Origin of the sequence: Vibrio splendidus (assembly GCF_002873455.1) — a bacterium.
Classification (GTDB): Bacteria; Pseudomonadota; Gammaproteobacteria; order Enterobacterales; family Vibrionaceae; genus Vibrio; species Vibrio splendidus_J.
Map to the genome: position 1 here is coordinate 254085 of NZ_MCUN01000013.1, position 14308 is coordinate 268392.

Here is a 14308-nt window from a genome sequence, read left to right on the forward strand (position 1 = left end):
TTAATAGAGGCCATTTTTACAGGATCTGACTATGTCTTTATGCCCATGCGGTAGCAAAAATACTTACCAAAAGTGCTGTGAAATAGCGCATCTTAACCACAGTGCGGTTGAAACACCCGAGCAATTGATGCGCTCACGTTATTCTGCACATGTACTTGGTTTGGTTGACTATATTGTGGCTACTTACCATCCGAGTTGTAATGCAGAAGCGCAAAGAGAAGGTATTGCCGAATCTATAGATAGTGATTGGGCGGGTTTAGAGGTCATCGATACTGCCTTAGGTTCACATAAGAGCGAAGGCTTTGTTGAATTTAAAGCTTACTTCAACGACGGAACTGAGCAGTTCTGTATGCAAGAACGTTCGCGCTTTATTCGTGAAGACGGTCTTTGGTACTACATTGATGGCACCTTCCCCGATCAGGGAAATGAGCACGAAGAACGAGCAGAGCCAGAGATTGACCCTCGCTTAAATCAGACCGTTGAGAGCTTTAAGATTGGCCGCAACGACCCATGTATTTGTGGTAGCGGCAAGAAATATAAGAAGTGCTGCGGGTAACTCGTACAACAAGGAAGTCAGATTAAGAGAATAGATTCCTGATTTCGCCTAGGCTCCTCGGAATGACGAAGAATCAGAGGTTAGAAAAGAACACAGCACCTTAGAAATCTTGAGATCTTGAGATCTTGAAAATTAAAAAGCTAAAAAGCCCCGTAAACATGTTTGTTTACGGGGCTTTTATCTGTCTTTTACTTGGTTCTATAAATCTAAAGAGAACTTACTTATGGCGCTCTTTTAATTTATTCACCACATCGTTCATCGATAAGCCTTGGTCTTGTAAAAGAACCATCAAGTGATAAATCAAATCAGCTGATTCACACACTAGTTCCGCTTTATCGCCCGACGTCGCCGCAAGCGCGACTTCAACGCCTTCTTCGCCCACTTTTTGCGAAATACGCTTGGTGCCACGGGCATATAAACTGGCAGTATAAGAAGACTCAGGGTCTGCGTCCTTGCGGGCAGCCAGTAGCTGCTCAAGCTGATGAAGCCACACCATCTGTGTTTCTTCTTGCTTGTCTCCATCCCAACACGTTGTGGTGCCAGTATGGCACGTTGGGCCAATGGGATTAACCTTAACCAACAAGGTGTCGTTGTCACAATCCAATGACATGTTTTGCAGTTGCAATACGTTACCCGACGTTTCACCTTTGGTCCAAAGGCGCTCTTTGGTTCGAGAGAAAAACGTCACTTGGCCAGTTTCGCCTGTTTTCTCAAGTGCTGCTGGGTTCATGTATCCCATCATCAACACTTGGCTCGATTGGTAGTCTTGAACAATAGCTGGCACTAAGCCGTCTACTTTTTCCCAATCAATACGCTCTAATAATGCGCCTACTTCTGTTTTTGATAAGCTTACGGGTTCAAAACTCATAGTCGCACCTCTACATCTTGTTGTTTTAAATACTGTTTAAGTTCACCAATATTGATGACTTGCTTGTGGAATACTGAAGCAGCTAGTGCTCCATCCACGTTGGTCTTTTTGTAGGCTTCAGCAAAGTGCTCCATTGCACCCGCGCCACCTGATGCAATCAGGGGAACATGACACACTGAACGTACCATGTTTAACTGATCGATATCATAGCCGTTGCGAACGCCATCTTGGTTCATCATGTTCAACACAATCTCACCAGCACCACGCTTTTGTACTTCCTGCACCCAATCTTTGGTTTCCCACTTGGTTGCTTTGGTACGCGCTTCATCACCAGTGAACTGGTAAACCTGATATTTACCGGTATCTTTATCGAAGTATGAATCGATACCGACAACGATACACTGCACACCGAACTTATCAGCAAGGTCAGTGATCAACTGTGGGTTAGCCAATGCTGGCGAGTTGATCGACACTTTATCTGCACCAAACTCAAGAATGCGCGCTGCATCTTCCGCGGACTTAATACCACCAGCCACACAGAAAGGAATATCTATCACTTCTGCTACGCGTTTCACCCAGCTTTTATCAACCACACGACCATCACTTGAAGCGGTGATATCGTAAAATACTAATTCATCAGCGCCCTCTTCTGCATAGCGTTGTGCTAGCGGAACGATGTCACCAATAATTTCGTGGTTGCGGAATTGAACGCCCTTAACCACTTGCCCATCACGGACATCCAAACAAGGGATTATTCGCTTTGCCAACATGCAAATGCCTCCTCTGCGGTGAACTTGCCATCAAGCAGTGCACGACCCACAATCACACCCGCAACGCCGCTGCCTTTCAGTGCTTCGATATCGGCTAGGCTGCCAATGCCACCCGATGATTGGAATTGCACTTGTGGGTACTGCTTGCAAAGATCAACATAGAGCTCTACGTTTGACCCTTCTAGCGTGCCATCACGTGAAATATCAGTACACAGAACGTGTTTCAGGCCAACCGTCAGGTAGTCTTCAATTAGCGCTTCAATGGTCACGCCTGAGTCTTCTTGCCAGCCAGAAATAGCTACTTTACGTGTACCACTTTCGTCAATATTGATGTCCAGAGCAAGCACGATTTTTTCCGCGCCGTACTTCTCCATCCAACCTTTAACAAGCTCAGGTTGCTTAACTGCTGTAGAACCAACCACAACGCGCTGTGCGCCAGCTTCTAGTAGATCAACGACATCTTGTTCATTACGAACGCCACCACCAATCTGGATGTTCGCAGGTGTGCTAGCAAGTAGCTTAGCAATCAAGTCTAACTGACGAGCAGTGGTATCTTTTGCACCTGTTAAGTCAACAAGATGAAGCCAGCCAGCGCCAGCTTGGTGATAAAGGTTGAACTGCTCTGCTGGGTCTACTTTGTATTCTGTTACTTGCCCGTAATCCCCTTGAAATAAGCGAACAACTTGGCCTTCAATTAAATCTAACGCGGGAATAATCATTTACATTCCTTATCTGGCAACGGTAGCCGCTGCCTAATCCTTATTACAATTCCAAGAAGTTCTGAATCAGCTTAGAGCCAGCTTTTGACGAACGTTCTGGGTGGAACTGAACACCATAATAGTTGCCACTTTGCACTGCGGCAGTGAACGGATTGCCGTAATCACATTGTGCGATTGTGTAGTCGCCTACAGGCATTGCGAAGCTGTGTACAAAGTAGAAGTACTCGCCTTCTTCAATGTCTTTGAATAGAGGATGGTTAGGTGTCGCAGTGACTGTGTTCCAACCCATGTGTGGTAATGGCAAGTCGCCCGTTTCAAGTAAACGAACTTCGCCATCACACAATCCTAAGCATTCAACTAACTCGTCAGCTTTTTGGCCTTTCTCTTGAGACAGTTTGCCTAACAGTTGCATACCTAAACAGATACCCAATAGCGGCTTCTCTACTTGTTTCACAAGACTAACAAGGTCACGCTCTTGCAAGTTCTTCATTGCCTCACTTGCTGTACCTACACCGGGTAGGAATAGCTTATCGGCAGCAAGAACAACTTCTGGTTCTTTTGAAATTTCAACTGCGTAGCCCAGACGTTCAATCGCAAACTTCACTGAGGAAACGTTGGCACAACCAGTATCAATAATAACGACTTTTTGATCTTTCATTGTTTTTCCTTGCTAACGTTAGCCTTACAGAACGCCTTTGCTGCTTGGTAACTCGTTACCTTCAACTTTGATGGCTTGGCGAAGAGTACGGCCAAACGCTTTAAACAGGCTCTCAATGATGTGGTGATCATTATTACCAGCAGAAGAAAGGTGCAAGGTACAAGCCAGTGTATCGGTTAGAGAACGGAAGAAGTGGACCACCATCTCAGTTGAAAGATCACCTACTTGCTCGCGGCTAAACGTAGCATCAAATTTAAGATACGGACGACCCGATAGATCTAACGCACACTGAGCTAAACACTCATCCATAGGCAGGCTGAAACCAAAACGGCCGATACCACGTTTGTCGCCTAATGCATCTTTAAGCGCTTGGCCTAAAGCGAGAGCGGTGTCTTCGATTGTGTGGTGATCATCGATGTGTAGGTCGCCTTTCACAGTCAGGTTCATTTGGAAACCGCCGTGTGTCGCGATTTGATCAAGCATGTGATCAAAGAAGCCCATGCCCGTATCGATCTTATTGCCACCCGTTTCATCGAGGTTTACTGCAACCTTGATATCCGTTTCTTTCGTTGTACGAACCACTTCAGCAACACGAGCATTAACCGTTAGATCTTTAACAATCTGTGGCCAATTGAGTGTGCCTTCCGTTTCCGCATCCGGGCCGTATTGAATCCCGCGGATTGCCATGTTCTCCGCAAGTTGAAGATCAGTCATTCGATCGCCAATCACAACAGAATGTTGGAAGTCGACTTTACCGCCCTGTAGGTACTCCTTAACCATACCCAACTTAGGCTTACGGCAAGAGCAGTTGTCTTCATCAAAGTGAGGGCAAATAAGCACATCGTCAAACTTAACGCCTTGAGACTCAAAGAACTCCATCATCATATTATGCGGAGCATCAAACTCTTCTTGTGGGTAGCTATCGGTACCTAGACCATCTTGGTTAGTCACCATCACTAGGCGGTAGCCAGCATCTTGCAGCGTAAGTAGGCTAGGAATTACTAACGGTTCGAATTTTAGTTTGTCTAAACGGTCTACTTGAAAGTCGACTGGCGGCTCAACAATTAAGGTGCCATCACGGTCTATAAAAAGTATTTTCTGTTGTTTACTCACTTGAACTTCCTTTTAATTTTAAATCTGCTGGCCTAGCTAAAATCAAACGCTAACCCAAAATATTGGTTTCATTTGCCAGTCTGTTTTCAATAAACTCAGACTGACAAATGTTATTAATGGTAAGCCTTTCGTTACTGAAAAAAGTTACGAATGAATCCAAGTGTCTTTTCGCACTCTTCGCGGTTACCAATACTAATACGAACACAGTCTTCAATTGGTGAATTACGCAAGATGATGCCCGTATCCCAAGCTGCTTTGAACAACTCATCGCCGTTCGGGAATTTAACCAGCAGGTAGTTACCCCACCCATCAAATACTGTCACTTGAGGTATACCCAACAGACCCGCTTGCAAATACGCTCGGTTAGCACTTAAATCCAAAACTTGGAACTTCGCTCGCGCAAGCCCTTGTTCAGAAAGCGCTTGAACGGCAATATCAGCGACTGGAATTGGAACTGGGTAAGGCGCAATCACTTTCAACAGTACATCGATAAGCGCTTTGTTCGCCAGCGTAAAGCCACAACGTAAACCCGCCAGAGCAAAAGCTTTCGACAAGGTACGCAGAATCGCAAGGTTCGGATATTGCTTAAGCAAGTCGACCGTTGACGCTTCTGGACAGAAATCGATATACGCTTCATCCATCACCACAATCGCTTTGTCTTGCGTCATTTCAAGTAGTTTGATGATGTCTTTACGATCAACCAAGTTACCCGTTGGGTTGTTTGGGCTACAAACAAACACCACTTTCACGTTGTCTAGTTGAGCTTCAATAGCGGGAAGATCTAATTGCCATTCAGCGGTCAAAGGCACTACCTTGCGCTCAACACCAATGGTTTCCGCACTGATTGCGTACATACCGTAAGTCGGTGGACAGTAAAGGATCGCATCTTCGTTTGGCTCACAAAAAGCACGAATCAGTAACTCAATGCCTTCGTCAGCGCCACGAGTCGTTAGCGTTTGCTCTGGTGTTACACCTGCATATTGTGCGTAAGCATCGATTAATTCTTTTGGCTGACATTCACTGTAGCGGTTAAGTCGAGTCAGATTTAGGCTGTACTCGTTATCAAACGGAGATTCATTGGCGTTCAACCATACATCTCCGCTGCCGCCAATGCGTCTTGCAGACAAGTAAGGTGTTAGAGCCTGAACTTGTTTTCTTGCTAACTTTTCCATGCTCCGCCCTTACTTCGCTCTGTTTAACTTTTCAACTCGGATAGTCACAGCACGCTTGTGAGCATCCAAACCTTCGGCTTCCGCCATTGTGACTACCGTTGGCGCTAGGCCTTTCAAGCCATCAGCCGTTAACTCTTGTACCGTCATACGCTTAGAGAAATCAGCCAAACCTAGACTTGAATAGGTTTTGGTATAGCCGTAAGTAGGAAGAACGTGGTTTGTACCTGATGCATAGTCACCTGCAGACTCTGGAGACCAGTCGCCCAAGAAGATTGAACCTGCATTATCCAGCAATGGCAGCAATTCACGCGGGTTCTTGGTCTGAACAATCAAGTGCTCAGGACCGTAGAAATTCGAAATTGCGATGGCTTGAGTGATCGATTCAGCAATGATAATCAAGCTAGACGCTAATGCTTGCTGAGCGATGTCAGCGCGAGACAGTTCTTTCAGTTGTTTCTGCACCGCATCGGTTACTTGATCTGCAATAACTGGCGATGGTGTTACCAATACAACCTGAGAATCAGGGCCGTGTTCAGCTTGGCTCAATAGATCAGCAGCAATGAAGTCAGCATCGGCTGTTTCATCTGCAATCACCATCACCTCCGATGGGCCTGCCGGCATATCAATCGCTGCGCCGCGGAAGTCGTTACTCACTTGGCGTTTAGCTTCAGTGACGTACGCATTACCAGGACCGAAAATTTTATCTACTTTAGAGACACTCTCTGTACCGTAAGCCATGGCAGCAACGGCTTGACCACCACCAACATTGTAAACCTCGTCGATTTTACACAGATTAGCGACATACAATATTTCATCGGCGATTGGCGGAGGTGAACAAAGCACAACCTTGCGGCAACCCGCGATTTGAGCGGGTACACCTAACATAAGAACCGTTGACGGGAGTGGCGCGCTGCCACCCGGAATATAAAGTCCAACAGTATTAATAGCGCGTGTCACTTGCTCACACACAACGCCTGGTTGTGTTTCAACCTTAATTGGTTGCGGCTTCTGAGCTTCGTGGAACTTAGCTATATTGCTATAAGCTTGTTCTAACGCTTGCTTCATTTCTGGAGTTAAACGAGCACATGCCTCTTCAATCTCAGTCGAGCTGACTCGAATAGATTTAGGAGTCACACGATCAAACTTTTCAGTCAGTTCTTTAAGTGCGGCATCGCCTTCATTTCGTACTTTTGCAATAACATCAGAAACAGTCGCTGTGATGTTTGCACCTTCAGTAATAGCTGGACGCTCTAGTACCGAGTCTTGCTGTGATTCACTTAAAGATTGCCAAACAACGGTTCTCATCGTCACTACCCCATCATTTTTTCGATTGGTAATACTAGAATCGAGCTTGCACCCAACTCTTTAAGCTGTTCCATAGTTTCCCAGAACAAGTTCTCAGTACTAACTAAGTGAACCGCAACTTTGTCTTTGTCTGTTGATAGAGGAAGAACAGTTGGATCTTCAGCGCCAGGCAATAGCGCTTTGATTTGCTCTAGCTGAGACGTTGGCGCATGAAGCATGATGTACTTCGACTCTTTCGCTTGTTGAACACCTTGCATACGAGTCAATAGTTTTTCAATCAATGCTATTTTGTCTGCATCAAATTCGCCAGTGCGTTGAATCAGTGTTGCTTTAGATTGGAAGATAACTTCCGTTTCTTTCAGACCGTTCGCTTCTAGCGTAGCGCCTGTAGAAACCAAATCTGCGATAGCGTCCGCTAGACCAGCACGAGGTGCAACTTCAACCGAGCCTGTTAGCATACAAGTGCTGAATTCAACACCCTGCTCATCCATGTAGGCTTTAAGTAGTTGTGGGTAAGTTGTCGCAATACGTTTACCCGCAAGATCTTGTGGGCCGTTGTATTCTTCATCTTTGTTGATAGCGATAGAAAGACGGCAACCACCGAAATCTAAACGACGTAGTGTACGAAATTGTGATGGCTCTTTTAGAGCGATACGGTCTAGGCGAACTTCTTCTAGTTCATTCTCACCAATGAAACCTAGGTCAACGACACCGTCCATGATAAGACCTGGGATGTCATCATCACGAACCAGTAACAAGTCGATTGGCATATTTAGTGAATGAACAACTAACTGCTCACCCATGATGTTAAATTTAACACCGCATTTTTTAAGTAAATCTTGGCACTCTTTACTTAAGCGACCTTTCTTTTGAATTGCGATTCTTAGGCGTTGTGTCTGCATTGCTGTATCCCTGTGCAAATATTTGAATTTATTGATTATTTAAAAGTGCTAAAACTAAAAAACCCTCGGAAGACTTTGTCGTCCCGAGGGTTTAAATCTAAATTCTTTGACTTAACCTCCGGGAGAATTCTTGCTCCCGGGTATACGTAAATCTCCCCGAAAGACTAGATAGGGTGATGATGGTGATGAATGTTCATTACTAATTTACGCATACTTATCGGCTCTTAGGTTGTTTGCTGTCTTGTCTCCACACTAACTAAGCTGACATCCTTTTTCAACCATTTATTCGAACTTTTTTCACTAAAGTTAAAATTAATTTAACAGGCACAAAAAAGGGAAGCCACAGCCTCCCTTTTTATTATTCAATCAGATGATGATTAGCTTTTGCACGACGCCATTTTACAGCGAGAGAAATAAGCCAATGCAAAACATACAGCAACAAACGTTAGAGACGCGGCACCGAATGCAATGCCAGTTGATGATGTCATACCTAGAGTGATAAAGCCGATACACGATACGAACGCCACAGACAGCGCATAAGGAAGCTGAGTCGATACGTGGTCAATATGGTTACAACGAGCACCTGTAGAAGACAGAATCGTTGTGTCTGAGATTGGAGAACAATGGTCGCCAAATACAGAACCCGCTAGAACCGCACTTAACATAGGCAGAATTAGCGCGATGTCAGAGGCTGCAGCCATATCACCCGCGATAGGTAGCATAATGCCGAACGTACCCCATGATGTACCTGTCGAGAACGCCATTAGGCCAGCAAGGAGGAACAAGATAACGGGTAGCCAGTGGTAATCAATGTTGCCTGTCGCAAGTGATGATAGGTAAGAACCGGTTTTCATGTCACCGATGACAGAACCGATAGTCCAAGCGAACACAAGAATCAGGATAGCGCCAAACATAGAGCTAGCACCGATCCACATTGTTCTTGCGATATCAGACATTGGTAGCTTTTGCTTAAATACAGTCGCTAGCGCAACAAGCAGGCCTAAAACACCACCGTAAACAAGAGACTTGCCTACATCTGTATTTTCGAACGCACCAAGCAGGTTGAATGCTTGACCGTCAGCCGTTAGCGCTTGACCACCGGTGTAAAGCATTGCAGCAACCGTCGCTACGATTAACGATACGATTGGCATGACCAGATCAGAGACAGAACCGTTTTCGCTCTCTTGAATGTCTAGCTCTTCGTTTAGATCGTGAGCTTGCTTTTGATCGTTGTCGCCTTCAAAGCCACGGCCTTGAGATGCCTCGATCTCATGTTCACGCATCTTACCAACGTCTAGACCGAACCATGCAACGGCAAACACCATTAATAGTGCGAACACAGCGTAGAAGTTCATTGGGATAAGACGAACGTAAGCACCCAGTGCAGAATACTCAGTCACACCGTGTGTCACTAAGATGCCACCAATAATAGTGATGATGTAAGCGCCCCAACTAGAAGCCGGCATAATCACACACATTGGAGCAGCGGTAGAATCTAGAATATAAGCTAACTTAGCGCGAGATACGTAGAAGCGGTCTGTTACAGGACGAGAGATAGCACCTACCGCTAAGCTGTTGAAGTAATCATCAACAAAGATGAATACGCCTAAGAAGGCAGCAAGTAGTTTTGAACCACGTTTGCTCTTCACACGAGACTGCGCCCATTCAGCGAATGCGCGAGTACCACCAGATAGTGTGAGTAATGCAGTTGTCATTCCGAGAATAATTAGGAATGCGATGATGCTCATGTTCCAAGTGTTAATACCACCATCTTCGATGAAAACACCAGATGCTTTGGTAAACACGTAACTAGCTGCGTTACCTACTGAGTAGTCAGCAAGTAGAATCGCACCCATAACGATACCAACACCTAAGGAAACCAATACACGGCGGGTAACAATAGCTAGAGTCAATGCAACCAAAGGAGGAAGCAGCGATAAAGGTGATGTTGCAAAATCTATTAAATTCATGATCTTCAAAAACCAGTTTTTTATTTGGCTAGAGATCTACTGCAGACAAACTTGATACGGCTTATCAAGCTCATGTTGAACTAAGCGAAAGGGAAGTGAACACTTCACCCAACCCTACAGTAGCGCTCCATAGTTTAAAATTAAGACTATGGCAGTGTTGTACCTATTGAGCACAACCCCAGCAAATTGTTTAGATATACAACTTACTTCGGCAATTACACCTTTCATTCCCGTTCATTGGCATCACCCCAACGAAAACTACTTTTTATAATTGCGCCTCTACGTGCGATAACATTATTAACTGCGTAAACCAGAGTTTAACAACAAATTAACCAAAGTACCGCATCAGGTAGCCGCAATTGTACCCATCAAGAGCAACAATGCAACATATCATTCCGACAAAAATGTCTTTTTGTTAATGAACTAATCAATAAAAAAATAGTCCACAGAAAACAATTACTCCACCAGTCACATATCGATTTTTAAGATAATCTTAATAATTATTATAAATTCATCAAAAGTGAGTCGTTTCTTTTTCAACTATTCATCTCACTTTTATATTTAAATAACCAATACAAGAAATACTATTTGTTTTATTCCTAGGCTCTGTTTATTATTAGGGTGATTATTTAGTTTACCTTGATGGGAAATATCATGTCTGAATTAACAAAAACTCTATTAAATATCCGCAGCCTTCGTGCGTTCTCACGTGAATTAACTCTTGAGCAACTTGAAGAAGCGCTAGACAAGCTGACTATTGTTGTACAAGAGCGTCAAGAGTCTGAAGCTGAAGAACGTGCTGCTAAAGCAGAGCAAGAAGCTAAGCTTTCTGCTATTGCTGAACAAATTGCAAAAGACGGAATTGATGTTGCAGATCTTATTGCTGCACTTTCTGGTGAAGCAAAATCTAAAGCGACTAAAGCTAAACGCGCTCCTCGCCCAGCGAAATACAAATACGTAGACGCAAACGGCGACGAGAAGACTTGGACAGGTCAAGGTCGTACGCCTTCAGCTATCCAAGAACAACTAGATGCTGGTAAATCTCTAGAAGAGTTTGCTCTTTAAGGCATCGTGTTTGCTAAGTGAATAATCAATAAAACACTAAGCAATAGAATTAATATTAAGTCGACTAAAGTATTATTTACGGCTTCAATATATTCAGAAACAAAAAAGGCTCCTTTCGGAGCCTTTTTTATATTTCACTATTAGAAATATAAATGAAAAAGATAAAAATATCTTATCTTTCCCAGTATGCTTCTTCTAGACTATCTTCTCTTTCAGGAAGGCCGCGAGACAAGCGAGGAGAGTGCTGAACCAACACTTCATAACTTGCACGGTTTGAATATTTACAAACTTGTGAGAAAGATGAATACGTTAAAAATGCATGTTGGTGCTTGCTAGAATTCGGTACATTTTCTTTATGATATTTATTTGCTGCCATATCATGTAATAAAGCCGACAGCGCCGCATCCCCTGCTCCATTGGTATTCTTGATCTTTTCTGGACCACCCATGTAAGGCGCGATATGCGAATAGATTTTCGTTGGGTTGTCACATAACTCTTTATGTGCAGGACGGCTAAACTCATAGCGGTTAAATTCTGCAATCGAGCCTGGTAACAACGGCAATGAAGTTTCACGCTTCACCGCGTCTTCAGTATAACCCGCCATGAATAAGCCAACAGGGCCTGCCGTACATAGAACTAAGTCTACCCACTCTAGTGCTTTGTCTGAAGCAGCAAGAGGATCGCTTTCTCCTGTTAAGGCTTCAGCTTCGTCTTCATTCATTGCAACAACGGTGACGTGTTGTTCAAGGAAATCTTTCCAGAACTCTGGATCATCTTGAATAACGAACTTAGTACCGAGAGTTAAAACAACAGGCACATCGTATTTCTTCGCGTATTCGATAGCTTTCATTGTTGCTTCAGGCATCGGGTCACCTGGTTTACAACGAACTAAATATGCCGTTAACACTAAAGCAGAAGCACTTTTGAAAATTTTCTCAGGAATGCTTTCTGGTTTTAATTGGTTCATTTGTCCTTCGCTAATTGCGAAAGTACGTTCACCATCTTCTGTAATTAATGCAAAGCAGCGACCGATTGCGCCATCTACCCCTTGTAAATGGTTCAGATCCATTCTGCTTGATGTATTACATAAATAGCGGTAGCCATAACTACCAATTTTAATATCTTGGCTCATTACACCCAATAGCGTTGAACGGTCATCCGCCAATACTGAGTAATTGTGTAATGTGTTACCGATCGTACCACCAGCGTATTCATTGGTGATCAGGCACTGTTCTTTTAATTCTTGATATAAGGATTCAGCAGCTTCATCACCGATAACCAGTGAGTGTCCCTTACTTAGGCCGTATTTTTCGATTAGCTCAGAACTCACTTTCGCTTCAATATCCACCAAAGTTTGGTCAATACCGATAATATGAGTACGTGACATTCTTTTACTAGTTTGAGCTTGGCTTACTAAAGGGTCACGAGCGTGAACCGGAAAATAGTGCTTTGATTTACGTTGTCCAGGGAATTTCATAAGGCTAGTCTAAGTCAAGGGGAAATAGGTGGCGGATTCTACCGCGCTATATTTAACGCGGCAATCTTTCAAACTATAGCAAACGTTTGCTAGGCTATTTTTTTATTCGCCTTCCATAAAGCTTAAATCAGGCAGCATACCCAAATGCTCGGCGTAACGTTTTTGATTAAACTCAGCGCCGTTTTTCATCACGTCAAATACTTCAATTGCCAGTGCACATGCCATAGCCGCAATTGCCTCTTCACGAGGAGTACCTGTCATCATCAAACGCATCAGCGTCTCTTTCACTTTCACTGGTTCGCCATCTTCAAGTTGGTTCTCGATAATCTCAATCAGCTCTTCTTCTTGCATAAATTCATTTTGTTCAGACATTTTTTATCTCAGGTCTTGGATTTCGAGCGACTATGCCACATATACTTCTGACATCCTAGCGAGTCACCTCGCTCTCATGCGATTCTCTAACAAAGTCAGCGCATTATTTGTGCAAATGAAACTGTGATTCCGGTCTCGGATCTGTCACGGCCTTTCTCTTTCTGTTAGAATCTGCGACCAAGTAATAGTAACGGTGTTTAGACATGTCAGATATCAGCTCTGGAAACAGCGAAAAAAAAGTAATTGTCGGTATGTCCGGCGGTGTAGATTCGTCAGTATCGGCGTATCTTCTTCAGCAACAAGGCTATCAGGTAGAAGGCCTTTTCATGAAAAACTGGGAAGAAGACGATAACGAAGAATACTGCACGGCAGCTGAAGACCTTGCTGATGCTCAAGCGGTATGTGACAAACTAGGTATCCACCTTCACACTATCAACTTTGCAGCAGAGTACTGGGATAATGTATTCGAATACTTTCTTGAAGAATACAAAGCAGGTCGTACACCAAACCCAGACATCCTTTGTAACAAAGAAATCAAATTCAAAGCATTCTTAGAGTTTGCGGATGAAGTATTAGACGCAGACTACATCGCGATGGGTCACTATGTTCGTCGTACTTTCCCAACACAAGAAGAGCTGGATGCTGGCGTAAAACCAGAAATGCTACGCGGTCTGGACGGCAACAAAGACCAAAGCTATTTCCTTTACACGCTAAGTTCAGATCAAGTGGCACGCAGCCTGTTCCCTGTTGGTGAATTAGAGAAGCCTGAAGTACGCCGCATTGCTGAAGAGCAAGACTTAATCACAGCGAAGAAGAAAGATTCAACAGGCATCTGCTTTATCGGTGAGCGTAAGTTCACTGAGTTCTTAGGTAAATACCTACCTGCTCAACCGGGTAATATCGAGACACCTGAAGGACAAGTCATTGGTCAACACCAAGGCTTGATGTACCACACTTTGGGTCAGCGTAAAGGCCTTCATATTGGCGGCACTAAAGGTGGTGGCGGTAACGAAGAACCATGGTTTGTTGGCGAAAAAGATCTTAAACGCAACGTTCTGATCGCGGTTCAAGGTAAAGACCATCCGCTTCTTAAATCAGAAGGTTTGTTCGCATCTCAGCTTCACTGGGTTAATCGCACACCAATTACTGAAGTTATGACATGCACGGTAAAAACACGTTACCGTCAAACCGATATTCCTTGTACAATCATCCCAATTGATGATGAGAACATTAAGGTTATTTTTGATGAACCACAAATTGCTGTGACCCCTGGTCAATCGGCAGTGTTCTACCTCGACGAAGTCTGTCTTGGTGGTGGTATCATCGAAAAACGCATCTAACTAATTAAACGAACGACAAAC

14 protein-coding genes, 1 riboswitch and 1 other annotated feature are annotated in these 14308 nt (G+C 44.0%); of the genes, 3 read left to right on the top strand and 11 right to left on the bottom strand.

The features are described 5' to 3' along the window. Positions 1-31: 31 nt before the first annotated feature. Entirely contained in the window at positions 32-556 is a 525-nt protein-coding gene (locus BCU75_RS13880; RefSeq protein WP_102474207.1) for a YchJ family protein, read from the top strand. 217 nt (positions 557-773) lie between these two features. Here BCU75_RS13880 and hisIE read toward each other — a convergent pair whose 3' ends face one another. From hisIE to BCU75_RS13925, 9 genes are all read right to left on the bottom strand, one after another. Further along, positions 774-1424 carry a bifunctional phosphoribosyl-AMP cyclohydrolase/phosphoribosyl-ATP diphosphatase HisIE gene (gene hisIE, locus BCU75_RS13885; protein WP_102474208.1) on the bottom strand — a complete coding sequence of 217 codons (651 nt, stop codon included), beginning with the start codon at positions 1422-1424 and terminating at the stop codon, positions 774-776. Continuing rightward, positions 1421-2194 (bottom strand): imidazole glycerol phosphate synthase subunit HisF, encoded by a 774-nt coding sequence (gene hisF, locus BCU75_RS13890; protein ID WP_102474209.1) that lies wholly within the window; start codon positions 2192-2194, stop codon positions 1421-1423. The genes hisIE and hisF overlap by 4 nt, the downstream gene beginning before the upstream one ends. Then, positions 2176-2913 carry a 1-(5-phosphoribosyl)-5-[(5-phosphoribosylamino)methylideneamino]imidazole-4-carboxamide isomerase gene (gene hisA, locus BCU75_RS13895; protein ID WP_012604374.1) on the bottom strand — a complete coding sequence of 246 codons (738 nt, stop codon included), beginning with the start codon at positions 2911-2913 and terminating at the stop codon, positions 2176-2178. Before hisA ends, hisF begins: the two co-directional genes overlap by 19 nt. Positions 2914-2956: 43 nt before the next feature. After that, positions 2957-3571 carry an imidazole glycerol phosphate synthase subunit HisH gene (hisH, locus tag BCU75_RS13900; RefSeq protein ID WP_008223538.1) on the bottom strand — a complete coding sequence of 205 codons (615 nt, stop codon included), beginning with the start codon at positions 3569-3571 and terminating at the stop codon, positions 2957-2959. A 24-nt stretch (positions 3572-3595) separates the two neighbouring features. Continuing rightward, positions 3596-4684, bottom strand: coding sequence for a bifunctional histidinol-phosphatase/imidazoleglycerol-phosphate dehydratase HisB (gene hisB / locus BCU75_RS13905; protein WP_102474210.1), 1089 nt, complete (start codon positions 4682-4684; stop codon positions 3596-3598). Positions 4685-4815: 131 nt separating this feature from the next. Next, the gene (hisC, locus tag BCU75_RS13910) at positions 4816-5856 is read right to left on the bottom strand and encodes a histidinol-phosphate transaminase (RefSeq protein WP_102474211.1); all 1041 of its coding nucleotides are present in this window, start codon (positions 5854-5856) and stop codon (positions 4816-4818) included. Positions 5857-5865: 9 nt separating this feature from the next. Next, positions 5866-7167: a histidinol dehydrogenase gene (hisD, locus tag BCU75_RS13915; RefSeq protein ID WP_102474212.1), complete on the bottom strand. Its 1302-nt coding sequence runs from the start codon at positions 7165-7167 to the stop codon at positions 5866-5868. After that, positions 7167-8063, bottom strand: coding sequence for an ATP phosphoribosyltransferase (gene hisG, locus BCU75_RS13920; protein WP_076676647.1), 897 nt, complete (start codon positions 8061-8063; stop codon positions 7167-7169). The genes hisD and hisG overlap by 1 nt, the downstream gene beginning before the upstream one ends. A gap of 53 nt (positions 8064-8116) precedes the next feature. Then, positions 8117-8252, bottom strand: a sequence feature (His leader region). Positions 8253-8440: 188 nt separating this feature from the next. Then, positions 8441-10033 carry a Na+/H+ antiporter NhaC family protein gene (locus tag BCU75_RS13925; RefSeq protein ID WP_102474213.1) on the bottom strand — a complete coding sequence of 531 codons (1593 nt, stop codon included), beginning with the start codon at positions 10031-10033 and terminating at the stop codon, positions 8441-8443. 112 nt (positions 10034-10145) lie between these two features. After that, positions 10146-10323, bottom strand: a riboswitch (Lysine riboswitch). Between the two features lie 364 nt (positions 10324-10687). On the opposite strand from BCU75_RS13925, the gene BCU75_RS13930 reads away from it, so the two are divergent. Next, positions 10688-11098, top strand: a complete 411-nt coding sequence (locus BCU75_RS13930; RefSeq protein WP_076676653.1) for an H-NS family nucleoid-associated regulatory protein — start codon at positions 10688-10690, stop codon at positions 11096-11098. A 172-nt stretch (positions 11099-11270) separates the two neighbouring features. On the opposite strand, the gene BCU75_RS13935 is transcribed toward BCU75_RS13930, so the two are convergent. Both BCU75_RS13935 and BCU75_RS13940 read right to left on the bottom strand, forming a co-directional pair. Beyond that, positions 11271-12575 (bottom strand): inosine/guanosine kinase, encoded by a 1305-nt coding sequence (locus BCU75_RS13935; RefSeq protein WP_004734568.1) that lies wholly within the window; start codon positions 12573-12575, stop codon positions 11271-11273. Positions 12576-12677: 102 nt separating this feature from the next. Beyond that, positions 12678-12947, bottom strand: a complete 270-nt coding sequence (locus BCU75_RS13940; protein WP_010439986.1) for a hypothetical protein — start codon at positions 12945-12947, stop codon at positions 12678-12680. Between the two features lie 203 nt (positions 12948-13150). Between BCU75_RS13940 and mnmA the strand changes: the two genes are divergently transcribed. Then, positions 13151-14287 (top strand): tRNA 2-thiouridine(34) synthase MnmA, encoded by a 1137-nt coding sequence (gene mnmA / locus BCU75_RS13945; RefSeq protein WP_076676655.1) that lies wholly within the window; start codon positions 13151-13153, stop codon positions 14285-14287. The last annotated feature ends 21 nt before the right edge of the window (positions 14288-14308 follow it).

Excerpts from the sequence above, each read along its gene's own strand:
- hisA (WP_012604374.1), bottom strand. The coding sequence starts at position 2,913 with ATGATTATTCCCGCGTTAGATTTAATTGAAGGCCAAGTTGTTCGCTTA.
- BCU75_RS13935 (WP_004734568.1), bottom strand. The coding sequence starts at position 12,575 with ATGAAATTCCCTGGACAACGTAAATCAAAGCACTATTTTCCGGTTCAC.
- hisC (WP_102474211.1), bottom strand. The coding sequence starts at position 5,856 with ATGGAAAAGTTAGCAAGAAAACAAGTTCAGGCTCTAACACCTTACTTG.
- BCU75_RS13925 (WP_102474213.1), bottom strand. The coding sequence starts at position 10,033 with ATGAATTTAATAGATTTTGCAACATCACCTTTATCGCTGCTTCCTCCT.
- mnmA (WP_076676655.1), top strand. The coding sequence starts at position 13,151 with ATGTCAGATATCAGCTCTGGAAACAGCGAAAAAAAAGTAATTGTCGGT.
- BCU75_RS13940 (WP_010439986.1), bottom strand. The coding sequence starts at position 12,947 with ATGTCTGAACAAAATGAATTTATGCAAGAAGAAGAGCTGATTGAGATT.
- hisF (WP_102474209.1), bottom strand. The coding sequence starts at position 2,194 with ATGTTGGCAAAGCGAATAATCCCTTGTTTGGATGTCCGTGATGGGCAA.
- BCU75_RS13930 (WP_076676653.1), top strand. The coding sequence starts at position 10,688 with ATGTCTGAATTAACAAAAACTCTATTAAATATCCGCAGCCTTCGTGCG.
- BCU75_RS13880 (WP_102474207.1), top strand. The coding sequence starts at position 32 with ATGTCTTTATGCCCATGCGGTAGCAAAAATACTTACCAAAAGTGCTGT.
- hisIE (WP_102474208.1), bottom strand. The coding sequence starts at position 1,424 with ATGAGTTTTGAACCCGTAAGCTTATCAAAAACAGAAGTAGGCGCATTA.
- hisG (WP_076676647.1), bottom strand. The coding sequence starts at position 8,063 with ATGCAGACACAACGCCTAAGAATCGCAATTCAAAAGAAAGGTCGCTTA.
- hisH (WP_008223538.1), bottom strand. The coding sequence starts at position 3,571 with ATGAAAGATCAAAAAGTCGTTATTATTGATACTGGTTGTGCCAACGTT.